Origin of the sequence: Paenibacillus sp. MMO-58 (genome assembly GCF_037146255.1) — a bacterium.
GTDB lineage: Bacteria > Bacillota > Bacilli > Paenibacillales > Paenibacillaceae > Pristimantibacillus.
This window is the reverse complement of the sequence record NZ_JBBCVY010000007.1, coordinates 237,748-261,105: the sequence shown is the minus strand read 5'-3', so window position 1 is coordinate 261,105 and position 23,358 is coordinate 237,748. Positions and strand designations below refer to the sequence as shown.

Below are 23,358 nucleotides of genomic sequence, written 5' to 3'. Positions count from 1 at the left end.
GAATTCACCTGGAGGAGATGGGAGACGAATGGATCTGAAGACCTTAAAGACCCTGCACGCCATTGTCAGGCATGGCAGCTTCCATCAAGCGGCGGAGGAGCTGAGCTACGCCCAGTCCACGGTGACGATGCAGATTCAGAGATTGGAGGCGGATCTGGGCGTACAGCTGTTTGAACGGGGGAAGAAGGTCCGGCTGACGGAAGCGGGAAGGCTGTTCCATGAGCAGAGCCTGGATATTGTCCGCCGGATGGAACGGCTGCAGAGCAGTCTGGTCGAGCTGCAAAACGGTGAAGCCGGGAAGGTGAGGCTTGGCGTAACGGAGCCGACGGCCAGCCGCAGGCTGCCGCAGCTGCTTATGGCTTTTATGAACGGACATCCTAAGGTTGAGGTATCTCTTGAGATCGCCAGCACGCCTCTGCTGGTGAACGGGCTGAGACAGGGAGAGCTGGATTTTGCGATATGCTCCACGCCGGAATCCGGAGAGGAATTGTATTTCCAACCGTTGTTTCAAGAAAAGTTTGTCGTGCTGCTGCCGGAGAATCATCCGCTGACCGGCATGGAACGCATCAAGCTCGCCGACTTGGAAGGGCACCGGCTGCTTATTACGGCGGTGAGCTGTCCCTATCGGAAGAAGCTTGAGAGAATTTTGCAGGATAACGGTGCTCTATCTGTCGAGACGATGGAGATCGGCAGCATGACGGCGCTTAGACAATATGTGGCGCAAGGGTTTGGCATCGCCCTTGTTCCGCTGACTGCCCTAGAGCCATTGCCCGAGGGTACGGAAATAAGAGAGCTTCAAGACGTATCGATAGACATGTTGATGGGGCTGCTCAGCCATGCCGCGCCGTTATCGCCGGCAGCCGCCAAACTTTACGAGAATTTAAGGCAGTCTTTGGAAAGGATTTAGACCCCTGCATAGAGAAGGAATGATATGGAAACGATAGTGCAAGGTTCAAATCGTTTAACTATCTCTAAGAAAGAAGGTCTATCATGTCTAAGTTGAATATCGGGATTATTTTGGGAAGCACGCGCCAGGGCCGCGTATGTCCGCAAGTAGGCGAGTGGGTAAAGGGTGTTGCCGATAAACGCGGCGATGCCAACTACGAGATCGTAGACGTTGCAGACTACAAGCTGCCGCTGTTTGGCGAAGTGGATGCTTCGGAGCAAGCAGGCGCTTGGAATGCGAAGCTGGCGGGCCTCGACGGTTTCGTGTTTATCGTAGCGGAATACAATCACAGCATCACGGGTTCCTTGAAAAACGCGCTCGATTACGCGCGTGAGGCTTGGAACAACAAAGCAGCCGGCATCGTGAGCTACGGCTCGGTGGGCGGCGCTCGCGCGGCAGAGCATCTTCGCGGCATTCTTGGCGAGCTGTCGATCGCGGACGTACGCGTTCACCCGGCGCTGTCGCTGTTCACGGACTTTGAGAACGGTTCGGTATTCAAGCCGGCCGATCTTCATCTGACGAACGTAAACGGCATGTTGGACCAGGTTCTTGCCTGGAGCGGCGCGCTTAAGACGCTTAGACAATAGAATGATTGACTTGCGAAGAGCATCCTCCTAGGAGGGTGCTTTTTTTTGTTAAATAACGGCATCGTGTAACCTTCTTGTCATATTTAACGTCAGTAGCAATGATCGAATTCGATATCATTACCCTACATCAAGGAGAGTGCAAGACGTGAAAAAGCCTATGTTTCTTCTTTTGTTTACGTTTCTCGTAAGCCTGACGCTGAGCGCCTGCTCGGATGGAGGCAGCAGCAACAAAATTCCTGAAACCTCGTTAACCCCGCAAGAAATGGTAGGTAAGCTTGTGCAGCAATACGAGCAGCCGCCGCAGGCGGAGCTTGACGCTGACGAGGTAAAAAACCTGTATCATCTGGATCCGGCGCTTCTCGAAGCGTATTCCATCAAGACGCCTCTAATGAACGTGAAAACTAATGAAGTTGCGGTTCTGAAAGTGAAGGATGCCAAAGACCTGGAGACGGTCAAGAAAGCCGTGGAGCAGCGTGCGGCAGATGTTCAAAAGCAATTCGAGAGCTACTTGCCCGACCAATACGAGAATGCCAAAAACTATAAAACAGCCGAACAAGGCAGCTACGTGTTATTTGTTATCGATGAACATGCGGATGAAATGGTAACCGCTTTTAACGCCTTCTTCGAAAAGAAGTAACCGGCTATGGTATTTAGCAGCCTGTTATTCCTGTTTATTTTTTTGCCGGCGGTTTTGCTGTTCTACTGGCTGTCGCCAAGAAGAGGGAAGAACCTGATTCTGTTTCTGGCCAGCCTTGTCTTCTACGCCTGGGGCGAGCCGGTCTATATCGTCATTATGTTGATCTCGACGGTAACCGACTACAGCTTTGGTCTCCTGTTAAGCCGGCCGGAATGGGGAGCGAAGCGGCGCAAAGCGATTGTCGTCGCCTCGGTTATCGTGAACCTGGCGCTGCTGTCGTATTTCAAGTACGCCGACTTTGCGATCCGCAACGTAAATGCCCTGCTCGGCACGGATATTCCGCTGACGGAGCTGGCGCTGCCAATCGGCATCTCGTTTTATACGTTCCAATCCATGTCCTATATTATCGACGTGTACCGGGGAACGGCGAAGGCCCAGCGCAACTGGATAGACTTCGGTACGTTTGTAGCCTTGTTCCCGCAGCTTGTTGCGGGGCCGATCGTGCAGTACAACACGCTGGCCGAGCAGCTGAAGGAACGCCGCGTGTCGATGGAGATGTTTGCGGAAGGGGTAAGGCGTTTCATTATCGGCCTGGCCAAAAAAGTGCTTCTGGCCAATAACATCGGCTTGCTCTGGCATGCGATTTCGGAAGCCGATGCGGGCACGCTGCCGGTGCTCACCGCATGGCTTGGCATTATCGCTTTTGCGTTCCAGATCTATTTCGATTTCAGCGGCTATTCGGATATGGCCATCGGGCTGGGGTTGATGTTCGGCTTCCGGTTTAATGAGAACTTTAATAAGCCCTATACGGCGCAGAGCATTACGGATTTCTGGCGCAGATGGCATATATCGCTTAGCACTTGGTTCCGGGATTACGTTTATATTCCGCTTGGCGGCAACCGGAAAGGTCTGACGAAGCAGCTCCGCAACATCCTGATTGTTTGGGTCCTGACCGGAATCTGGCATGGGGCGGCATGGAACTTCATGCTGTGGGGCTTGTATTTCGGCGTTATTCTTATTTTCGAAAAATGGGCCGGGCTTAAGCTGCTCGCACGCGCGCCGCGCTGGATCCGGCATGTCTACGCCAGCCTGCTTATCCTGATCGGGTGGGTGCTCTTCGCCTTCGACGAGCTGCCGAAGGTTGGCGGCTATCTGAAAGCAATGTTTGGCCTAAGCGGCCAGTCGCTCTGGAATGACGGAACGGTGTATTACTTGTACACGAACCTGGTCTTGCTCGCGGTGCTTGTGCTGGCCTCAATCGCCTGGAGGAAGCGGACGGCGTACTCGCGGGAGAACGGCAGCTTATCGGCCGTCCGCTCGCTTGCCGGCTTTGCCTGGCTGCTTGTCCTGTTCTTCCTCTCCGTCTCTTATCTCGTCGACGCGACGTTTAATCCGTTCCTGTATTTCCGTTTCTGACAGCAAGGGGGACCTCCATGATGAAAAAACAAACCGACCGTCTGCTCGCCATCTGGTTTGTCGGGACGATCTTTGTTCTCGCCCTGATCTTCCTCTTCTCGCCGGCGAGGAAGTTCTCCGAGCTTGAGAACCGCTATTTGCAGGCGGAGCCCAAGCTGACCTGGGACCATCTGATTTCCAAGCAGTTCGCGGAGGAGGCGGAAACGTTCGTTACGGACCATTTTCCGCTTCGCGGGCAGTGGGTGTGGGTGAAGTCGCTCTCCGAGCAGCTGCGGCTTCAGCAGGAGAACAACGGGATTTACAAAGGGAAGGACGGTTACCTGTTCGAGAAGTTTACGAAGCCGGATCCGGCATTGCTGGCTCAATATACGGGTGCAGTGAAGGACTTTGCTTCCTCTAACCCGGACTCCGAGCTGACGTTTCTGCTTGCGCCGACATCCATTGGCCTTTATCCGGACAAGCTTCCCTGGAAAGCGCCGCATGACCGGCAGGATCAGGTGAACAGAGCGGTAGGGGTAGGGCTGCAGGGAACTGCCAATCTGACGTATATCAACGGGTTCGACGTTCTGATGCCGCATGTCTCCGACGCGATCTATTACCGCACCGACCACCATTGGACGACGCTTGGCGCTTATTATGCCTATGAGGCTTATGCGAAACGGATGGGCTGGACCCCGCATCCGCTGCTGGAATATACGGTCAAGACCGTAAGCGATTCCTTCCTCGGGAGCTACCATACGCGCGGACAATTCAGTCTGGTGAAGCCGGATCCGCTACAGGTCTTTCTGCCGAAGAAGCCGGTGGACACGTCGGTGTATGTAGCGGATACCGATACGACCTCAAGCGGCTTGTACGACGAGAGCTTCCTCGCGAAAAAAGATAAATACTCGTATTTCCTCGGCGGCGTTCATGCGCTTATGACGCTGACCAGCGATATTCCGGAAGGCGAAGAGGATCTGGACAAGCTGCTTGTGGTCAAGGATTCGTATGCTCATAGCGTCTTGCCTTTCCTGACGCAGCATGTCAAAGAAATTCATGTCATTGACATGCGCTACTACAACGGCAGCATTAGCGAATACAGGAAAGCGAACGGCATCAGCCACACGCTTATGCTGTTTAATACGGCAACCTTCTCGGAGAACAACGAGATTCTTAAGCTTAATAAATAATCGATATAACAAGGGAGAGTTTCTTGCATGAAAAAACGCGCCATCATTCTTCTTCTCACGACTATGATTATGGGCGGCGTGCTCAGCGCCTGCGGCGGCAATAATAATAACAGCAGCAATAATATGGCAGCTTCACCAACTCCTACGGCCACGGCTCCCGCGGAAGAAAGCCCGTCCGTAAGCCCGGATGCGCAGCCAAGCGAAGAAGCATCGGAGACTCCGGCCGAAAGTCCGTCGGCGAGCGCAAGCCCGGATCCTTCGCCTAGCGCCTCTGCCGAACCAAGCCAGACGCCGGCGCCGCCGAAGGAACCGGCACCTAGCGCGAAGCCTTCCGAGCCGGCAAAGAAGCCGGCGGCAACGCCTTCGCCAAGCGCGAAGCCATCTGCTGCGCCAAAGCCGACGCCAAAGCCAACCCCGAAGCCAACCGTCAAGCCTAGCCCAAGCCCAGCTGTTGAGACTGCGGCGAGCGATGTCATCGATGCGATGCTGAAAGCGGTCGAGCAGCCTGCCCTGATCGCGATGGCAGCCGATGACGTGAAGAATATGTATGGCATCGATACCTCGACGCTTGCCGATTACTCCGGCCGCATGCCGCTTATGAACGTAAAGACAAACGAGATTGCCGTGTTCAAGGTGAAGAAGGAAAAGGATATCGACACCGTGAAGAAAGGCATGGTCAAGCGCGCCGAAGCGGTTCAGAAGCAATTCGAATCGTATTTGCAGGATCAGTACGAGAATGCGAAAAACTACAAAATTGTCGTGCAGGGCAACTATGTCCTCTTTGTCATCTCGGAGAGCGCGGATGATCTGGTGAAAGCATTCAAGGCAGCCGTATAATTTGGCTCGTTAGATTCATCCTATTTGGGTAAGAGCTGGCGTAAGGAGGTTACCCAAATGAATGAATCCCTGTTTCACCTGTCTTATATTGTGCTGCTTGGCGTACTGCTCGCGCTGGGGCTCGGTTGGATGGGGTGGTTGATCTACCATCGGAGGAAGAGAAAAGCGCGATAAACCAAAAGCCATGAATTCCGTCATAGGAGTTCATGGCTTTTTTTGAATGATAACCGGTTACTTAATCCCGAAACGGATAAACGAATCCACGATATGCCGGCGGAGAAGCAGGTAGATAATCAGGATCGGCAGGCAGGAGACGGTGGTGGCGGACATCAGGGAGCCCCACATATTCGTGTCGGAATTGACGAACAGCTTCAGGCCGATCTGAATCGGTGAATGCTCCATTTTTTTCGTAATCAACATCGGCCACAAATACTCATTCCAGGCATTAATGAACGAGATGATGCCAAGCGAAGCGATTCCCGATTTAATGTTAGGAATAATGAGCCGCACAAGGATATCCCAATCGTTCATGCCGTCGATGCAGGCCGCCTCAATCAGAACGCCGGGGAAAGATTGAAACGACTGATAGAGCGACAGAATGGCAAAGGTAGATACGCAGAACGGAAGCACGATGCCAAGCATGGAGTCATTCAGTCCCAGGTCGTTAACCAGAACATAGTTCGGAATCATAATCGCCTGGAACGGAATAAGCCAGGTTAGGCTCAAAACCGAGAAGATCAGACCTTTGCCGCGGAATCTCCAGCGTACGAGAGCGTAAGCCGCAAGCAGGCTGGTTGCCAGCTGAAGCAAAGTCATCGTAATGGAGATGGCAAACGAGTTAAAGATCATCCGCACAATCGGCATCTGGGAAAAGGCATACGTATAGTTGCTGAAGGTCGGCGCTTTGGGAAAGATGCTGGACGTAAAAATCTCAGAGTCGTTCTTAAGCGAAGAGATAACCATCCAATACAGCGGAATAATCGCTATGATACACATCAGCGCCAGCGCCCCATGTCGCAGGAACGCCAGTACCGGGGAACGTTGGTTCATCGAACATTCTCCTTCACCGTTAATTATCGTAGAACGACAGCTTGCGCGACGCCGCATTCATAAGGAGCGCGATGACGCCAAATATAAAGAAGAAGACAAGCGCTGCAGCCGAGCTGAAGCCTGCATTCAAATTCGAGAACGCGAAACGGTACATTTCGTAGTAAATGTTCGTAGAGGTACCGTATGGACCGCCCGTCGTTAAAATATCGATATAAGCAAATGTCCATTGACTGGAGAACAGGATACTCATCATCATCATGAACATAATCATTGGCGACATGAGTGGAACGGTAACGTTAATGAATTGGCGCATGCTGGACGCGCCGTCAATGGCAGCCGCTTCGTAATATTCCCGGTTAATGCCGGTTAGAGCAGCCGAGAACATAATGACGCTGAAGCCGATCATTTTCCAGCCCGTAATGAGCAGAATAATCCACTTCGCGAAATTCGCGTCGGAGAAAAAGGCGATGGGCTGATCAATCAGGTTCATCTTAAGCAAGATATGGTTGACTACGCCGTTCGACGGATGGAATAACCACCGCCAGATGGCGCTCACCGACACGGGGGCCAGAATCATGGGAATAAAGAAGATGCCTCGGTAAAAGTTTTTCATCTTGCCGTTCATATTGTTGGTAACGACGGCAAGGACAAGCGGGATCAGAATGGAAAACGGAAGCAGTCCTACCGTATAGAAAACGGTGTTGCCAATGGAATCAAGGAAGGCCGGGTTATGAAACAGTTTATCGAAGTTTTCCAGTCCGACGAATTTCTTGTCTGTTCCGGGGACCATGTTCCACTTATGAAAAGCCAGGTAGAACGTCGTAATGAGCGGTTTGTACATCCAGACGGACAACAGGATAATGGCAGGAGCCAAGTAAACGAACGGTTTGAGCCGCCGCCATAGCTTGGCTTTATTCAGACGTCTTTGAGCAATTGCGGGGCTCCCCTTTAAAGGGGGGGCATACGAATTTTCGAAGGTTTGGCTCATAACGATTCCTTTCCTACGGAGAGTCACTCTCTCCAAGTGTTATGGCTGTTCATTAAGGCATTAAGCTGTTGATTTGATCTTGCGCTTGTTTAAGCGTCTGCTCCACGTCAGCGTTCGTCGAAACGGATTTTACGATCGCGTCGGTGAAGGCTGTTACCATTTCCGTTGCGCTGTCGCCAGGCCAGATGGCGACCGGTTGAATGCGCGACAGCTGCTCCAGGTTGATTTTGTAGAGCGGATTTTGCTCAACGAAATCTTTCAGGCCGTTCGGGTCGTCGGCAAGCTTCGTGCGAAGCGGCAGGTAACCGATTTGGGAAGTGATGATGGTGTACCCTCTGTCGCCGGTAACGAACTTGATGAATTCCCATACGGCTGCATTTTTCTTCGGAGAATCCGGACGAACGGCAAGGACGGAGCCCGAGTTGACAGGGATGGATTCCTTATCGCCGAATTGCGGGAGAGCGCCGCCGTATACTTTCCAGCCGCCGGCTTCGGAAGCTTTCTTGATGCCGCTGTACAGCGAAGTGGAGGATACGTACATGCCTAGATTGCCAGCCATAAATTGCTCGGAAACTTCCGTGTCCGTACCTTTAGCCGATGCACCGTTCATGTACAGGTCTTTCCACATGGAGATCGCGTCGACGCTTTCTTTGCTGGCGAACTCAGCTTGCTTGCGGTCTTCGGACAATACGCGGCCGCCGTTGCTCAAGATCAGACCTTCGGTTACCCAACCGTTCTGAGGCGAGAGACCAAAGCCGTCTTTGCCGGTCTTTTCCTTGATTTGCAGCGATGCGGCTTTAACCTCGTCCCAAGTTTTTGGCGGATTAGCCGGATCAAGACCGGCTTCTTCGAACAGCTTGCCGTTGATGAATACGATTGGCGTACTGAAGGTAAAGGCAAGCCCGTACATTTTGCCGTCGATTTTGCCAAGCTCAAGCGCATTTGGCGAGATGTCCTTCAGATGCTCGTCCAGCTCTGCCTTAGGGAATACGTCCTCGTAGGCTTTGAAGCCAAGGCCAAGACGGGAGCTGTCGAGCAGGTTGAACGTATGCTGTACGACATCGACTTCTTTGCCAGCCGAGATATCCGCTTTGTACTGTTGGAAAGTGGCGTCGGGAACCCCTTCAACAATAACCCCTTTTTCCTTGCCAACCGTGTCGTTGAACTCTTTGATCAGCTGCTCCATGCCGGCTTTCATCGTCGGGTAAGCAAGGCTATACGAGTAGAACGTAACCTTTGTCGGATTAGCCGGGTCAAGCTTTCCGAGCTCTGCTTGATTGGCTGCTTGATTGCTGGAATTTGCCGCTGCGTTGCCGGAAGTATTGGTCGAACTGCTGTTTGCTCCGCAAGCGCTAGCCATGATAAGCGAACCTACCGTCATAAGGGCGATAGCGCCTTTTGCCAGACGTTTCATAATGAATGTTTCCCTCCGCTATAAGTAGAAGTTTTAATTTGATCTATTCCAAGCAATAATCTCGAATCTGTTGTTTCACTGCTTCGTCAATGCCGAATTCCTCTTGCAAATAACGGTCGAATGTCCCGTACTCGGTGATAATGCTGTCCATGGTTGCTTTTAGGTAAATTTCCTGCAGCTTCATGGCTTCTTCGACTTCCTTCAGCTCTTCGGTGCTGACGTATTGGGCTGCCATATCGAACATTTGCCGATGGAATTTCTCCAGCGTGACATTGGACAGCAAATAATCCTCAAGCACCGTTTCGTAAGGCACGCCAAGCGTGAGCAGGATCAGCATGCTGCCTACGCCCGTGCGGTCTCGGCCGCCAGCGCAATGCTGGACAAGCGGCAGGTTCGCCTCCGGATTTTTGAGAAGCTCCATCAGCTTCTTGTAGGAAGCATTCCGGATAGGAAGAGCGGCATACAGGTCGCCCAGCATGTTTTTCGAAAATTGCTTGTGGAGACCGCTCGCAAATACCTGCTCGAGATCAAGGCTTGGCGCATCCTCCGCTGCCGTATTGGCGGGAATCCGGATATTCACGGCTTGTCCGATCTGCGGATCAGGCTTTTGTTCCGCTTCTCCGCGGTTGCGATAGTCGAATACGTGCTTCAGGTTCAAGCCCTCCAGCAAACGGTGATCCTCCGGCGTTAGTCCGGTTAACTCCGCGGCGCGGAACAATAAGCCTTGCTTGACCGTTCGGCCGTCGGTTGTGCGATAGCTGCCCATATCGCGGAAGTTGAAGGCTCCCTCCAAGGGAAGCAGACTCGCGGGCATTACTTGATTGGTCATGATGAATGCTTTACCTTCCTTCTATTCGTTATGGGCGGCGGCAGCTTCCATGGAGAAGCGGAAGAATTCTTCCTGCATGCCCGGCATGACGACGGTTTGAACCGTGATGCCTTCTTCGAAGACAGAGACAACGTTATAGCCGCAGAAATCGACCATTTTGAACTGATTGTCTTCGGCCGCTTCTCCGCCAAAGGCCGTTCCTGTTGCCGCTACATGGCAAATTCCTTTGTACGTGCCGACATTATTGGTGTGAACGTGGCCGGCTACAACGCCGATAACGTCCTTGCCTTCCAGCACGGCGCCGAGCTGTTCGCGATTAGCAAGCAGGTGGTCCGCTGGCATGCCGTTAATGTTCAGCAGCGGATGGTGGAGGGCAACGATCGTGCCATGCTCAGCCGGCGTGCGCAGCGTCTCTTCGAGCCATGCCAATTGCTCGGCATCGATCTCGCCGTGATGTTGGCCTTTGATCTGGGAGTTCAGGCCAATCAGACGTACGCCTTGAATCGTGTGGCTGTAGTGGTAAGGCTGCTCGGAGGGCTTCTCCTTCAGGAAGCCTTCGCGGAATGGAGCACGGTGGTCATGGTTGCCGAGTACGACATACACGGGTACACCAAGCAGCGAGGAGCCTTCGTCAACAATCGTGCGGATGTATTCATAGTCCTGGGTATTGCCCTCATGCGACAAATCACCGGTAATGACAACGAAAGCAGGGGAGATAGCGTTATCGCGGATATGGCCGAATACGCGTCTTACTTTTTCAGTCAGCTGTTGCTTCGAAAAGATATTGTTTGTTTCAGGCGCATTCATGTGCGTGTCTGTCAGGTGAACGAATTTCAGCTTTTCCATAATAAGAACCCTCCTATTGTTATCCTTAATAAAATCTAGTGCTGATGCGGCTCGTAGTTCTCGATCTCGTCCACGCCGTCCAGATGGATAACCCGGTAGGACGGTACGCCGCTTTTCATCGTTACCCAGAGAATCAGATTCTCGTCCGAACGGCTGCCGCCATGCGTCAAGCCGCCGGTTCGGCCGAGCTGGATATATTGCTTGGACGCTTCTGGCTTGCTGGTATATTCAAGAGAGTGGAAGTGGCCGGCAAATACGGTGTGGGGGCGGCCTTCAAGCATGCGCTCAAGCTCCGCGAAATCCGCGTTATCCGATTTCCATCCCGGCTTATGCATCGTCACGAACGTGTGCTTTACGTCTTTGTTGTTCTCCAATACTTCTTGGAAGAAGGCCAGCTGCTCTTCGCCAATGCCGATCTCGAGCTTGCTGAATACGGCCGCTTCTTCCGGCGTCATAGTTGCCATGCCGCTAAATAATTGCTCCAGCGGAGTAGCAGGGTTTTGCTTGAAAAGCTCGGTTGCTTGCTTAATGGTGTCGAGGAGAGCATCCGGGAATTCTTGAGGCGGATTCTCGGTGTTTACGATCAGGTAGAGGACATCGTTCAAGCGGAAAGCGTAATATTCGAAGCCTTTGCGGGCTCTCCATACGTCGGCCATCATCGGATTGCCGTAATCATGGTTGCCGACAACCTGGAAGAACGGAACGCCTGTCGCTGCGATTTTGGCATCAATCTCGTCCCACTCTTCATGGACGTTAGCCGGGTCGCGCCAGTAGCCTTCGATCAAGTCGCCAACGGAGAGAATAAAGCTTGGCTTCAGATCGGTCAGCAGGCCGAGTGCCTTCTCGAATACGCCTGGCGTAGCAAGACCGCAGCGGTCGCCTACGACCGCGAAGGAGAAATCTCCTGCCGGAAGCTGCGGAAGCTCGCCGAACCATGGACGTTTGTCTGTAGTGAAATGCTTTTCGTCGTACCAGATCCCCGAAGTTTTGCCTAATTGAATGGTTGTCATCTTTTACGTTACCTCCTCGAATCTCTATCTTCCCGTTTAGTATGCAGGTTGTATGTAAGTTGTGTGTAATCGTGGGATTGAATATTTGTAAAAGGCAAAACAAAAACCGAAAGTCCAAAGGACTTCCGGCTGCGGGTCTGGCACTATTTATTTCATTAAGCCATGAAGGATGAAATGCTCGTGGGTATCCGAGTATTGCGAGGCGACGGCGGCTTTAGCCGCGGCGGTATCGCCGCTCTTGATCGCTTCCAGAATACTGCGGTTCGTTTGAATGGAACGGCTTGGCTGATATTGCGGATATTTCATGCGGTAGGATACGGTGCTGAACACGTAACGGCCGCGATAGAGCTCCATAATTTGCAGCATGCTTTCGTTATGGATCGTTTTTAGGATCGTTTCGGTAAACTGCAAAGTACTATTGTAGTAGCCGTAAAAATCCTTTTGCTCCAAGGCGGATTGCTGCTGCTCGAGTACTTGCTCCATAGATGCTATATCGAACTTTAACTGCCGCTTGGCGGCCGTGTCCAGCACGAACAGCTGCATGGAAACAAGAACCTCGTACATCTCGCTGAATTCGTGGGCGGATACTTCCTTTACCATAACGCCCCGTCCCCGGAAGGAGCCTACAAGCCCTTCCCGTTCAAGCAGGGAGATAGCGGCGCGGACCGGCGTTCTGCTCATGCCAAGCTGCGCGGCAAGCTCGTTCTCCGATAGCATGGAACCCGGCATATATTCAGCCCGCATAATCCGTTCCCGGATTTCGCGGTAAGCGATAGATTCTAATGAGGTTGAAGAAGACATAGCGTATTTTCCTTTATCTGTTTTTTAGACTAATAGTACCAAATAAACAGAAAGCAATGCTATAGGCAAGCTGATGTCAGCCGATCGTGTCGCCATCCACTACGACATCGATAAGGCGATAACCTTCGCTACCGTTCTTGATAATCAAATCCCCTTTAATATGCAAATCCCGCAAAGTAATATCAGGAGCCGCTATCGTAACGTCTCCGTACACCGTCTCGACAGCGGATTCAAGCCCATAAGTACCCGGAGCCGAGTAAGTCCGGTTCACGATGCCGGACTTCAGCAGCCTGTCGATCATGCTGACAGCGCTTGCGCGAGTGACCGGCTCCGCCGGCCGGAAGGTGTCGTCCGGGTAGCCTTGCACAATTCCTTTTTTCGCTAAGTTCGCGACGGCTCCGCGGCTTGCTTCCTGAATCTGTTCATTGTCCTTGAATGGGGTGTCCTGTTCTCTGGGAAGCTCCAGCTGAACAAGGGTTGCGAGCATAAGCGCCGCTTCCTCCCGGGTAATGATCTGCTCCGGTCTTATCCGGCCGTTGCCTCCCTCGGGTATGTAGCCTGCTTGAACGGCTTTGCCTATTTCGGTATAAAACCAGTCGGACGTCTTGACATCTTGATAAAAGAAGGGGGCCGCGTCGCTCAATTCGAAAGCTCTGTTGATCATCGATACCATCTCCGCCCGGGTCACGGGCATCTCCGGTTTAATCGTCCCGTCCGGATAGCCCTGCAGCCATCCGAGATCGAGCCATTCCTTTAAAGCCGGGGCGGCCCATGACTGCTCCGCTTCTTCGTATGCCGCTTGGGAGGCGGCATAGCCCGTTATTGCAAAGGTAAAGAGACAACCGATTAGCAGCGGCACAACGGCTTTCCATCGACTCATCAGCATCGCATCCCTTCAAAATGTAGTTCTCTACTAAAGTGTACGAGATTATAAATGCAATAGCTGTCGAATGGAAGTGGAAGGCATAGGAAACAATAGGTGCACAATGAATGACAGATAAAGGATGGATACGAATTGGCTAATCCGTTTCGAGTGTTTAAGAAGGACCTGGGTTATTTTCTGAAAAACAGAATGCTTATCATTACGTTTCTTGGCGTTTCTATCGTGCCGATGCTGTACGGCGGGTTCCTGATCAAGGGGAACTGGGATCCTTACGGGAAGCTTCAGAATTTGCCGGTTGCCGTTGTCAATCTGGATAAAGGTGCGGAATATCAAGGGAAAGCGATGAATGTCGGCGAGGACTTCGTGAAGGAGCTGAAGGAGAACGAGACCTTCGACTGGCGCTTTGTCAGCGAGCAGGCTGCCCGCGAGGGGATGGTCAGCAACCGGTATTACGCGACGATTACGATCCCGGACAATTTCTCCGAGCATGCGTCCTCTTTAACGAGCAACACGCCGCAGAAGGCGGATATTATCTTCGAATCGAACAGCTTTTATAACTTTATATCCGGGCAGATCAGCGAAAATGCGACAAAGGAGCTGCGAAACAGGCTGTCGCAAAATCTGACCGAGGCGTATTCGAGAAGCATGCTCTCTCAATTCTCGGAGCTCTCAAGCGGCCTTTCCAGGCTGGCGGCCGGGGCTTTTGATCTGCGTGACGGCGCAGTGCAATTAAAGGGTGGAGCGGGGACGCTAAGCAGCAAGCTGCAGGAGCTGTCAGGCGGTGCGGCCAAGCTTCACGCCAGCGTCGGCCAGCTGGAAAGCGGGGCATCGGAGCTGAACACGGGGCTGTCGAAGCTAAGCAGCAGCGCGGGAACTTTATCATCCGGGGCCTCGCAGCTAGGCGCGGCGTCAACGCAGCTGAAGCAGGGGGCCGATAAGCTGGCGGATGGATCGGGTCAGCTGAAGGACGGAATCCAGTCCGCCAAGAGCGGGGCGGATGATCTGTACGCCGGCCTGCAGCAGTCCGCGGCCGGCAGCAAGCAGCTGGAGACGGGGCTGACCGCATCGGCTGCCGCCAGCGATACGTTGGCCGATGGCAGCGCCCAGTTAGCTGCGGGCCTCAAGCAGCTGGCGGGCAGCAATGCCGACTTGGCTGCCGATCCGGCAATGCAGAAGCTGCTGGCGGCAAGCCAGGCGGTAGCTGGCGGCGCGAAGGAGCTGAGCAAGGGCCAGCAGCAGCTGCTTGCGGGCAGCCGCACCTTAAATGCCGGGCAGCAGAAGCTGCTTGCGGGCAGCAAGCAGCTTAGCGCCGGTCAGAGCAAGCTGCTGCAAAGCGCCTCGCAGCTGGCGACGGCGCAGGATCAGCTGCGTGACGGCTTATCGCAAATGGCGGCCCAATTCCCGGCCTTTGTATCGGGCAGCAAGCAGCTTGGACAAGGCGCAGCGCAGCTGGCGCAAGGGTCGGAGAAGCTGAAGTCCGGTATCTCGCAGTTCGAGGCCGGCGGCGCTTCGCTTGCAAGCGGCGCCTCGCAGCTGGCATCCGGCGCGGGTGAGCTGACAACCGGAGCGGATAAGCTGGCCACCGGCTCACAGCAGCTGGCGGACAATCTGGGCAGCGCTGCCGAGCAGACAGCCAGCCTCAAGGCGGACGAGAAGACGATCCAGATGATTGCCGAGCCGGTTACGATTGTGGCGAATGACGACCGCAAGGTGAGGCTGTACGCCAACGGGATCGCTCCGTATTTTCTGTCTATGGCCTTGTTTGCGGGCTCGCTTGTTTTCACGACGATGTTCTCGGCTAGGCGATCGGCGGATGAAGAAGCGGACGGGTTTCCTTTGTTTCTCAGCAAACTGCTCACCTTCGGCGTGATGAGTCTTGCGCAATCCCTTATATTAAGCACGGTAATTCTATACGTGCTGGGATTAAAGGTGCAGAGCGTGCCGCTATTTTATCTGTATACCGTATTAACCGGATTTACTTTTATGTTCGTTGTTCAGACCTTTGTGACCTGGCTCGATAATCCTGGCCGGTTCATTGTGCTGCTGCTCATGATCTTCCAGCTTGTCTCAAGCGCGGGCACCTTCCCGTATGAGCTGCTGCCTGGCTGGGCGCAGGCGATGAATCCTTGGCTGCCGATGACCTATAGCATCCGCGGCTACAGGGATGTGATCTCGAGCGGTGATTTTGCTCATATGTGGGCGCAGGCCGGGCGGCTTGCCTTTTACGTTGTGATCTTTGTCCTTCTGACGAGCCTATATTTCGCCTTGACGAAGAAGCAGCGGGATGAGCAGCAGATGCCGGTTAAGATCTAATGAGGATATAAAAAAAGCTGCCGGTCTCCAAGGACCGGCAGCTTCATTTACTTTTTAAGCCACTTGAACAGGGATTTCTTGCTTCCTTGCCCGGCATCGAGCAGCTCGCTTCTGCGGGCTAACGTATCCTCGTGCTGAGGATCAAGATCGAGGATGCGGTCGCATACGGCTAAGGCCTCTCTCGACTGGTCGCTTTCCATCAGCATGATCAGCTTGATATGAAGCATGGACACATGGTCGGAATGCTTTTGCAGACCCTCCTGAAGATATGTCTTTGCGATTTCCTTCTTTTCCTGCATGTAATACGACCACGCGAGGAAGTCGTAAGCATCGCTGTTGTCGGGATCCAGCTCCAGAAGCTCCAGGCTGGTCTGAATACAGGCCTCAAAGTTCTGGGCGTGGGTAAATAACGCATGAAGCTTGGATTCTCTAGCCTCAATGGCGTTTGGATCAAGCTCGATGACCTTGTCCAAATGCTCGATGCATTCTCTCCAAGTAAGGTTATCATTCAACAGGAGTGCTAATTTATAGCGGTAGCTTGGCCACTCCGGATTATAATCGACGGCCATCTGGTACGCCTCGCGGGCGCCTTCACGGTCTTCTTTGTCCCTATGGACATCCCCGATGACATGATAAAATACTTCCGGTCTTGCGGCTCCGCGGTTAATGACGGCAAGGGCCAGCCTCAAGGCTTCTTCCGGCTGGTGATTGAGATAATAACTGAGCACGGCATAGTAACAGGCTTCCTCTTCCTTCTGGTACTCTTCCGTTAATTTGTTCAGCTCCAGAAGCGCTTCCTGGTATTGATCCAGATCATAATGGCAGATTCCTTTAAGCTTGATGGCTTCCTTATGGTTTTCGTCCAATTCAAGAGCCTGTTCGCATGCCTGAATAGCTGCCTGATAATTCTCCTGCAGTTTTAAAGCGCGCGCTTTCTGAACATACAATTGACCGTCCTTCAAATCAAGCCGGGCGGCACGGTTAAACACGTCGAGGGCGTTATGGGATTGCTCCACGGCATTATAAAGCTTCATTTCCGTAATATAAGCTTCCGTGTAAAATTTGTTCCGTTCAAGAGCAGCCTCGCAGGCTTCGTAACACTCCTGATAACGCTCGAGATTTAACAAGGCCTCTGCTTTGTGTCTATAGGAATTAGACATGGAAGGGTCGTAGGAAACGGCCGTTTCCGCACTCGCCAGCGCCTCCTCGTAACGTGCCAGACGGTTCAGCACAAAAGCCATGTTATTATAAGCGATAGCCTCGTCCGGCTTCAGCCGGATTACTTCTTTGTAGTAAGCGATGGCGTCGTCCATTTGTCCGAATTCCTCAACAAGATCAGCTTTCCACATGAGGAGGTCGACTTCATTCGGGAACAGGTCCAATGCTTTATTCACCGTCGTGAGAGCCAGCTCTCTCTTTCCGAGACGGGTAAGCGCCTGCGCCATCTGTACATAAAGCCTGACGGACGGATGCTTTTCCTCCAATTCCGTAAGGAGCTGGTAAGCCTCTTCCAGCTGGTGGCAGGCCAGGTAAGCCGCAACCAGCTCATGCCCGGCTTCCATATTCTCGGGCTCATCGCGATATATCGTGATGAGTTCGTCAATGCGGAAGCGGTAAGCGGAGAGGAGTAGGCTAATGACTTCTTCATCATGCGGCAAAATGTCGTCCAGCTGCTTCAAATAGCCTGTGGCATCGTTATAAAGGCCAATGCTTACCGCGCATTTTCCGAGAGAGAACAAGACATCGGTAGCCTCTGGTCTCAATGGCAGAATCGACTGATAGCCGGCGTAGGCTTCTTCATAATGACCCATTCGGTACAACAAGCCGGAACGGTAGTAAGTTGCATAATAATCATGCGGATCCTGCCGGGTAAGCTCGGTTAATTGATCAAGAGCCTGCTCGAGTCTGCCAACGGCCATATCGTATTTCGCTTTCAGTATCCATAAATCAGGGTGGCCGGGATCAATCTCCTGCGCCTTGTTCATAGCCTGCAGTGAGGTATAGTAGTCGAATTGCTCAAGGGTGTTCATCCCCTCGAAATAATGGCTGATAAAAATATCCTGCTGGCCGTTCTCGCATAACAGAAGCTTATCATAGCGGAAGAAGTTATCCCGCTTGATCCTGCCCATGAGATAGTCGACAAAGCCTTCCGTATAGCCTTCAAGCAGCTGTTCTCTTTTCCTGTCCCAGCCGAACTGTTCATTGCACGCGGCCCATACGGCATGGGGAAGATAATAATGGTCGGCGAAAAAATCCAGCACGATCCGGCTTGCTTCCTCGCTTGTATCGAGATGGTGGCAAATCTCGCTCTCGAGCAGCAGCTTCCAGTTGTTTACGTTAACTCTGGCGTTATAATCCGCGTAAAGCTTCTCGACCTGGCTTTTGAACTGGAGCAAAGGATCATCCGGGCCGTCTGATTCGACCCCGTCTAATTGGCTGTAAGCAACCGCCTGTTCATAGGCCTCGCGAAGCTCTTGAAACTCCGTCTGGAGAGTCTCGGGCGGGTACATTTTGACAAGACGGGTGTAGGCTCTCTTGATCGCCGTTTGATCCGTCGTAGGCTCTAGACGAAGTACTTCAAAAAAACGCATGGTTTATTCTCCTTTGGCTTCAATGGTTTCAAACGCCGCGAGTATGATTTTGCGCTGCTCGCCAATCATCTTGGGATCCTGTTTATCAAGGACGTCCTCGAATTCCTTCAGCAGAGTAGCTACGTCTTTCCGATCATCGCCAATCCGCTCCTCGAAGAGACGTTCCCCCCGGGCGATAATCCACTTGTTCTCCTGCTGCTCTCTTGGATGAATCTTGATGGAGGATAAGCGTTCAATCCGGCTTGCAATCTCTTCGCTTGTCATCTCGCCCGGGTTTTTCTCGATCGTTATGCTTTTCCTCACCCCGCTGGAGATGACGGTAACCTCGACTTCCAGCAGCCCGTTAATGTCATAGGTGTACCGGACATCGATTCCCTCCTGACCGGCGGGTCTCGGAGGAATAGGGACATTAAGCTCTCCCAGGTAGATATTGTCCTTGGCGAATCTTCCTTCACCTTGCAGGATGTCGACTTTAATCATGGTCTGGTTGTCGGAGATGGTATAGAACTTTTCCACTCTGCTTGCGGGAATAACCGTATTGCGTTCGATAATCGGGAAGAAGTGGCCGGCCTCCTGCAGCCCATGCGCTTTTCTTACGGATATGGAAGTTCCGAGAGTGAATGGACATACATCGGTCAGAATAACTTCCTTCAGGCTGATATGCCGTTCTTTAAGACCGGCTTGAATGCCCGCGCCGGCGGCAACCACTTCGTCGGGATTTACCTCCGCGTAAGCCAGCTTGCCGAACAGCTTGCTGACGAACGAGCGGATAAAAGGCAGTCTGGTCGCTCCGCCGACGAGCAGAATGGCATCCATATCGCGAACCTTCAGCTTGGCATCGGATAAAGCCCGTTCGATCGGTTCCCTCAGCTTCTGGAGAAGTGGCCTTGCCGCTTGCTCGAACTCGTCCAGGGTTATGTCCATCGCAAGCAGGTTGTCCTCCTGCTGGAAGCTGAGCGTAACCTTCTTGTTCTGGAGAAAAGCCTTCTTGGCCAGCTCGGCTTGCTTCTTCAATCGGGCATAGCTTTTTTCGTCGCCAATCGTATCTGCCGTAAGCTGATGCTTCCTCAGAAACAGATCAACCAGGAGCTGGGTGAAATCCTCTCCGCCCAGATAGTTGTTCCCGGCTACTGCGCGTACCTCCATGACCTCGTCGAACAGCTCGAGGATCGATACGTCAAAGGTGCCTCCCCCAAGGTCAAAGACGAGAAATTTGGTATCGGCATCGCGCAGATGCAGGCCGTAAGCAATGGCCGCGGCTGTAGGCTCCGAAATGAGCCGCTCGACCCGCAGGCCGGCAAGCTCGCCGGCCCGTTTGGTCGCCTTCCGCTGCAGGTCGTTGAAGTAAGCAGGAACGCTGATGACCGCTTCGTGAACCGGCTTGCCAAGCGCATGCTCGGCATCCTCCTTCAAGGCCTTGATAACAAGAGCAGACAGCTCTTCCGGCAGAAACTCCTGATCGCCAAGCTTTAGTTTCTTTTGCGTTCCCATATACCGTTTAAAGACGGAGGCGCTCATGCCGGGATGGGTGATTTGCCTTTCCAAGGCGATTTGTCCGACAACAAATTCGCCGTTCTCGTCTATGCTTACCGCTGATGGCGTCAGAGACTGCCCCAGAGCATTAGGAATAATAGCGGGACCTTGTTCGGTCCAGTAAGACACCAAACTGTTCGTTGTACCCAAATCGATTCCGATAATCGTCATAGTTCCTCCACGTTCGCGGTTTTTCGTTGTTTATGTACCTATTTCGCCTGCCGTTTATAAAGATCCTGCATCATTTCGAGGAGGCAACAACAAAACTTTGTTTAATAATGGTAAAATAGCAGAAGGTTAAAAGTAGTTATTTTAAAGATTGGGAATGGTAACGATGAGTGTAAAAGCAACGATATGGCAGGGCGGTTTGCTTGGGGTGATCATTGCAGCTCTTCTTGTTTTGACGAACAATAGACTTGTAAGAAGCCTGTTTCGAACGGATAGCCATTACGACGATTTCCAGTACCACGACTCGGGTTTTGTCGTCTATCGCGGGCCCTTTCAGGACTCTCCGTGGCTGGCGGCGGCCTTCTGGATCGCGCTAATATTAATCGCTTCTATTATAGCGCTTACAATTTTTAAATTAATCTGGTTTGCTCTGCGACAAAGGAGCTTGACCTCCAATAGGTAGTCTTATGCCGAATTTTGTGATAACATATTGACTTAAAGAGAACGTGAACGAGTACATACGCCCATTCCGTTCGGGCCGATAGATCTGCCGGTTGGAACCGCATAACAGCAGTTGAATTGGGTATGATTGAAAGGTCTAGTCATTTATCTGAGGAGGATTTAACAATGGCATTGGAATCAATGAAAGACATGCTGAACAAAGCTTTGCAAGGCGGTTACGCTGTTGGTCAATTCAACATCAATAACCTGGAATGGACGCAAGCGATCCTTGACGCTGCTCAAACAGAGCAATCCCCGGTAATCCTGGGCGTATCTGAAGGCGCAGCTCGTTATATGGGCGGCTTCAAAGTGGTAACAAACATCGTTAAAGCCCTGATCGAAGAAATGAAAATCACGGTTCCTGTTGCCATCCACCTGGACCACGGTTCCTCCGTTGACAAATGTAAAGCAGCGATCGACGCTGGCTTCACTTCCGTTATGATCGACGCTTCGCACGATCCGTTCGAAGAGAACGTTCGCATCACTAGCGAAGTTGTTGCTTACGCTCACGAGCGCGGCATTTCCGTTGAAGCCGAGCTGGGTACAGTTGGCGGCCAAGAAGACGACGTAGTCGCTGAAGGCGTTATCTACGCTGACCCTAAAGAGTGCAAAGAGCTTGTTGAACGTACTGGCATCGACTGCCTGGCACCAGCTCTTGGTTCCGTTCACGGCCCTTACAAAGGCGAGCCTAAACTGGGCTTTGCCGAAATGGAAGAAATCTGCCAAACAATCAAGCTTCCGCTCGTATTGCATGGCGGTACTGGCATCCCTACAGAGCATATCCAAAAAGCGATTGCTCGTGGTACAGCAAAAATCAACGTGAACACAGAGAACCAAATCGCGTTCACTAAAGTTGCTCGCGAGATCTTGACTAAAGACTCCGACGTATACGATCCGCGTAAATTCCTGGCTCCAGGCCGCGAAGCGATCAAACAAACCGTTATCGGTAAAATCCGCGAGTTCGGTTCCTCGAACAAAGCGTAAGAATGATATAAAAGGCTGAACGGCTGCCTCTCGCGGCTGTTCAGCCTTTTTTTTTGTGGTTGAAAGTCAAGCACGCTCCGCTATAATAGAGTCAAATCATAGGGACAGGGTGATTCAAGTGAATAAGACGGCAGCAGAAGGCAACAAGTTAATGAAAACGCATACGGTAAATACGGCCGTTATTCCGGCGACCAAGCTGGAAGAGGACAGCTACGACTGGTGGGAGCGGCATGAGCAGGTGCTGAGGATCAAGCCTGAGATTAATCCGGAAATCGTTTTGATCGGCGATTCGATTACGCATTTCTGGGGAGGGCTTCCGGCCTCTGCAAGCCAGCATGGAACGGGACAAGCTTGGGAATCCGTGTTCGGAGGCCGCCGGGTTCTTAACCTTGGCTTCGGCTGGGACCGGACGCAAAACGTATTGTGGCGCCTGGACAACGGGCAGTTCGAAGGACTTTCTCCGGAGTGGGTCGTTATCAATATCGGCACAAATAATACAAGCGACACCGATAACGCCCGTTCCAGCACGGCGGAGGAGGTGCGCGACGGCGTACGCGCGGTAGTTGAGCGTGTTCGTCAGCATGCCCCTGCCGCAAAGATTATCCTGATGGCGGTATTCCCGCGCGAAGAGTCTCCGGAGGATCCGCGCCGCAAGCTGATCGGCCGGATGAACGAGCTGTACGCTGAGCTGGCCGCTGAGCTGGGATTGATCTTCCTTGATATCGGGCCGTCGATGCTAGCCGAAGACGGAACGCTGCCGCGCGAGATTGCTTTCGATACCTGCCACTTGACGGAGCAAGGCTATCAGCTGTGGGCGGATGCGCTGCGAAAGGTTATCGGGACTAAGTAAGTGTAGCCGTTGCCGTCCGGTCATAAGGACGGCAATTTTTTATGCAATGATTTTAGCGACGTCTTACATAAAAAACCGTGTTACAGGGGCGCAAGCACCCGGGAACAGTCCGAGGCAGGCGGGCGCCGACCGCCATCGTGACAAAAACGTCACCTGGAACGATCTTACTTCGATGGATGCCTCTCTCCGATCTGTCTATATTAAAGATAGCAAGAGGAGAGGGCAGGCCGTTCGTATTTCAGGAATCGCCAGAAGCTCATTCGATGATATACCCCATTCCTTTGCGGGTCGCGATAAAATCTTCCAGCCCAAGCATCGTGATCTTGCGGCGCAGCCGGTTGACGTTGACCGTCAAGGTATTATCGTCGATAAACTGCTCGTCGTTCCACAGCACCTGCATCAGATCATCGCGCGAGACGATCTTGCCGATGCTGCGCATCATCGTCTGCAGAATAATAAACTCGTTGCGCGACAGCTCGGCCGTCTGGTCCCCGTTCTGCACGGAAGAATTCGACAGATGGAAAACAAGCTGTCGGTGCGACATCTGCAGGTTGTCGTCCTGATACGTATAATTGCGGCGGAGCAGCGCGCTCACCTTTGCCACCAGCACTCCAAGGTCAAACGGCTTCTGCACGAAGTCGTCCCCGCCCATATTAATCGCCATAATGACGTCCATATTCTGATTGCGGGATGAACTAAAAATAATCGGCACCTTCGAAGCCATTCGGATTTGCTGGCACCAGTAAAACCCATCAAACACGGGCAAATTGACGTCAAGCAGCACCAAATGGGGCTGCGCGGCCGCAAACTCACCAAGTACGTTGTCGAAGGACGTCAGCTCGATGACTTCATATTGCCATTTGCGTAACGCGTCGGCGACAATCCGCCCAATCTTCTCGTCGTCTTCAATGATCATAATGCGAAACAACGGCTTTACCTCCTGCTCCACGCGGGCTTGTATAAGGTAAATTATATCATTCTCAGACGGCGAAAGCCCCTCTATGC

Annotated in this window: 20 protein-coding genes; 9 read left to right on the top strand and 11 right to left on the bottom strand. The window is 52.6% G+C overall.

Annotated features, from left to right (window positions below):
* Positions 1 to 28 precede the first annotated feature (28 nt).
* The 6 genes from WFJ73_RS21425 (at position 29) to WFJ73_RS21400 (ending at position 5,592) form a co-directional block, all read left to right on the top strand.
* Positions 29 to 907 carry a LysR family transcriptional regulator gene (locus tag WFJ73_RS21425; RefSeq protein WP_336774979.1) on the top strand — a complete coding sequence of 293 codons (879 nt, stop codon included), beginning with the start codon at positions 29 to 31 and terminating at the stop codon, positions 905 to 907.
* Between the two features lie 83 nt (positions 908 to 990).
* Entirely contained in the window at positions 991 to 1,533 is a 543-nt protein-coding gene (locus WFJ73_RS21420; protein WP_336774978.1) for an NADPH-dependent FMN reductase, read from the top strand.
* Positions 1,534 to 1,678: 145 nt separating this feature from the next.
* Entirely contained in the window at positions 1,679 to 2,170 is a 492-nt protein-coding gene (locus tag WFJ73_RS21415; protein ID WP_336774977.1) for a DUF4358 domain-containing protein, read from the top strand.
* A 6-nt stretch (positions 2,171 to 2,176) separates the two neighbouring features.
* The gene (locus WFJ73_RS21410) at positions 2,177 to 3,586 is read left to right on the top strand and encodes an MBOAT family O-acyltransferase (protein WP_336774976.1); all 1,410 of its coding nucleotides are present in this window, start codon (positions 2,177 to 2,179) and stop codon (positions 3,584 to 3,586) included.
* Positions 3,587 to 3,603: 17 nt separating this feature from the next.
* Entirely contained in the window at positions 3,604 to 4,755 is a 1,152-nt protein-coding gene (locus tag WFJ73_RS21405; protein ID WP_336774975.1) for a DHHW family protein, read from the top strand.
* 27 nt (positions 4,756 to 4,782) lie between these two features.
* Entirely contained in the window at positions 4,783 to 5,592 is an 810-nt protein-coding gene (locus WFJ73_RS21400) for a DUF4358 domain-containing protein (RefSeq protein ID WP_336774974.1), read from the top strand.
* 231 nt (positions 5,593 to 5,823) lie between these two features.
* Here the strand turns inward: WFJ73_RS21400 and WFJ73_RS21395 are convergent, their stop codons facing one another.
* From WFJ73_RS21395 to WFJ73_RS21360, 8 genes are all read right to left on the bottom strand, one after another.
* On the bottom strand, positions 5,824 to 6,642 hold the full coding sequence (locus WFJ73_RS21395) for a carbohydrate ABC transporter permease (protein WP_336774973.1): 819 nt from the start codon (positions 6,640 to 6,642) through the stop codon (positions 5,824 to 5,826).
* 19 nt (positions 6,643 to 6,661) lie between these two features.
* A complete protein-coding gene (locus tag WFJ73_RS21390; RefSeq protein WP_336774972.1) occupies positions 6,662 to 7,630 on the bottom strand; it encodes a carbohydrate ABC transporter permease in 969 nt (322 codons plus the stop codon).
* 52 nt (positions 7,631 to 7,682) lie between these two features.
* Entirely contained in the window at positions 7,683 to 9,044 is a 1,362-nt protein-coding gene (locus WFJ73_RS21385; protein WP_336774971.1) for an ABC transporter substrate-binding protein, read from the bottom strand.
* A 43-nt stretch (positions 9,045 to 9,087) separates the two neighbouring features.
* Complete coding sequence (locus WFJ73_RS21380; RefSeq protein ID WP_336774970.1) at positions 9,088 to 9,873, bottom strand: tyrosine-protein phosphatase; 786 nt, start codon at positions 9,871 to 9,873, stop codon at positions 9,088 to 9,090.
* A 21-nt stretch (positions 9,874 to 9,894) separates the two neighbouring features.
* Positions 9,895 to 10,719 carry a metallophosphoesterase family protein gene (locus WFJ73_RS21375; RefSeq protein ID WP_336774969.1) on the bottom strand — a complete coding sequence of 275 codons (825 nt, stop codon included), beginning with the start codon at positions 10,717 to 10,719 and terminating at the stop codon, positions 9,895 to 9,897.
* Positions 10,720 to 10,754: 35 nt separating this feature from the next.
* Complete coding sequence (locus WFJ73_RS21370) at positions 10,755 to 11,729, bottom strand: metallophosphoesterase family protein (protein WP_336774968.1); 975 nt, start codon at positions 11,727 to 11,729, stop codon at positions 10,755 to 10,757.
* Positions 11,730 to 11,876: 147 nt separating this feature from the next.
* A complete protein-coding gene (locus WFJ73_RS21365) occupies positions 11,877 to 12,530 on the bottom strand; it encodes a GntR family transcriptional regulator (protein ID WP_336774967.1) in 654 nt (217 codons plus the stop codon).
* A gap of 76 nt (positions 12,531 to 12,606) precedes the next feature.
* Positions 12,607 to 13,410, bottom strand: coding sequence for an S-layer homology domain-containing protein (locus WFJ73_RS21360; protein WP_336774966.1), 804 nt, complete (start codon positions 13,408 to 13,410; stop codon positions 12,607 to 12,609).
* A 135-nt stretch (positions 13,411 to 13,545) separates the two neighbouring features.
* Here WFJ73_RS21360 and WFJ73_RS21355 point away from each other — a divergent pair, with 135 nt between their 5' ends.
* Entirely contained in the window at positions 13,546 to 15,726 is a 2,181-nt protein-coding gene (locus WFJ73_RS21355; RefSeq protein WP_336774965.1) for a YhgE/Pip domain-containing protein, read from the top strand.
* Positions 15,727 to 15,773: 47 nt separating this feature from the next.
* On the opposite strand, the gene WFJ73_RS21350 is transcribed toward WFJ73_RS21355, so the two are convergent.
* Positions 15,774 to 18,317, bottom strand: a complete 2,544-nt coding sequence (locus tag WFJ73_RS21350) for a J domain-containing protein (protein ID WP_336774964.1) — start codon at positions 18,315 to 18,317, stop codon at positions 15,774 to 15,776.
* A 3-nt stretch (positions 18,318 to 18,320) separates the two neighbouring features.
* A complete protein-coding gene (locus tag WFJ73_RS21345) occupies positions 18,321 to 20,021 on the bottom strand; it encodes an Hsp70 family protein (protein ID WP_336774963.1) in 1,701 nt (566 codons plus the stop codon).
* A gap of 624 nt (positions 20,022 to 20,645) precedes the next feature.
* Here WFJ73_RS21345 and WFJ73_RS21340 point away from each other — a divergent pair.
* Together WFJ73_RS21340 and WFJ73_RS21335 are read left to right on the top strand one after the other, a co-directional pair.
* Positions 20,646 to 21,503: a class II fructose-bisphosphate aldolase gene (locus WFJ73_RS21340; RefSeq protein WP_132308397.1), complete on the top strand. Its 858-nt coding sequence runs from the start codon at positions 20,646 to 20,648 to the stop codon at positions 21,501 to 21,503.
* Positions 21,504 to 21,621: 118 nt separating this feature from the next.
* Positions 21,622 to 22,353, top strand: coding sequence for a GDSL-type esterase/lipase family protein (locus WFJ73_RS21335; RefSeq protein ID WP_336774962.1), 732 nt, complete (start codon positions 21,622 to 21,624; stop codon positions 22,351 to 22,353).
* A gap of 256 nt (positions 22,354 to 22,609) precedes the next feature.
* On the opposite strand, the gene WFJ73_RS21330 is transcribed toward WFJ73_RS21335, so the two are convergent.
* Positions 22,610 to 23,281: a response regulator transcription factor gene (locus tag WFJ73_RS21330; RefSeq protein ID WP_336774961.1), complete on the bottom strand. Its 672-nt coding sequence runs from the start codon at positions 23,279 to 23,281 to the stop codon at positions 22,610 to 22,612.
* Positions 23,282 to 23,358: the final 77 nt, after the last annotated feature.

What these genes read in the sequence shown, in the direction of transcription:
- WFJ73_RS21370 (WP_336774968.1), bottom strand. Translation starts at nt 11,729, where the DNA reads ATGACAACCATTCAATTAGGCAAAACTTCGGGGATCTGGTACGACGAA.
- WFJ73_RS21350 (WP_336774964.1), bottom strand. Translation starts at nt 18,317, where the DNA reads ATGCGTTTTTTTGAAGTACTTCGTCTAGAGCCTACGACGGATCAAACG.
- WFJ73_RS21405 (WP_336774975.1), top strand. Translation starts at nt 3,604, where the DNA reads ATGATGAAAAAACAAACCGACCGTCTGCTCGCCATCTGGTTTGTCGGG.
- WFJ73_RS21380 (WP_336774970.1), bottom strand. Translation starts at nt 9,873, where the DNA reads ATGACCAATCAAGTAATGCCCGCGAGTCTGCTTCCCTTGGAGGGAGCC.
- WFJ73_RS21385 (WP_336774971.1), bottom strand. Translation starts at nt 9,044, where the DNA reads ATGAAACGTCTGGCAAAAGGCGCTATCGCCCTTATGACGGTAGGTTCG.
- WFJ73_RS21340 (WP_132308397.1), top strand. Translation starts at nt 20,646, where the DNA reads ATGGCATTGGAATCAATGAAAGACATGCTGAACAAAGCTTTGCAAGGC.
- WFJ73_RS21360 (WP_336774966.1), bottom strand. Translation starts at nt 13,410, where the DNA reads ATGAGTCGATGGAAAGCCGTTGTGCCGCTGCTAATCGGTTGTCTCTTT.
- WFJ73_RS21425 (WP_336774979.1), top strand. Translation starts at nt 29, where the DNA reads ATGGATCTGAAGACCTTAAAGACCCTGCACGCCATTGTCAGGCATGGC.
- WFJ73_RS21395 (WP_336774973.1), bottom strand. Translation starts at nt 6,642, where the DNA reads ATGAACCAACGTTCCCCGGTACTGGCGTTCCTGCGACATGGGGCGCTG.
- WFJ73_RS21420 (WP_336774978.1), top strand. Translation starts at nt 991, where the DNA reads ATGTCTAAGTTGAATATCGGGATTATTTTGGGAAGCACGCGCCAGGGC.
- WFJ73_RS21375 (WP_336774969.1), bottom strand. Translation starts at nt 10,719, where the DNA reads ATGGAAAAGCTGAAATTCGTTCACCTGACAGACACGCACATGAATGCG.
- WFJ73_RS21400 (WP_336774974.1), top strand. Translation starts at nt 4,783, where the DNA reads ATGAAAAAACGCGCCATCATTCTTCTTCTCACGACTATGATTATGGGC.
- WFJ73_RS21365 (WP_336774967.1), bottom strand. Translation starts at nt 12,530, where the DNA reads ATGTCTTCTTCAACCTCATTAGAATCTATCGCTTACCGCGAAATCCGG.
- WFJ73_RS21345 (WP_336774963.1), bottom strand. Translation starts at nt 20,021, where the DNA reads ATGACGATTATCGGAATCGATTTGGGTACAACGAACAGTTTGGTGTCT.
- WFJ73_RS21410 (WP_336774976.1), top strand. Translation starts at nt 2,177, where the DNA reads ATGGTATTTAGCAGCCTGTTATTCCTGTTTATTTTTTTGCCGGCGGTT.
- WFJ73_RS21390 (WP_336774972.1), bottom strand. Translation starts at nt 7,630, where the DNA reads ATGAGCCAAACCTTCGAAAATTCGTATGCCCCCCCTTTAAAGGGGAGC.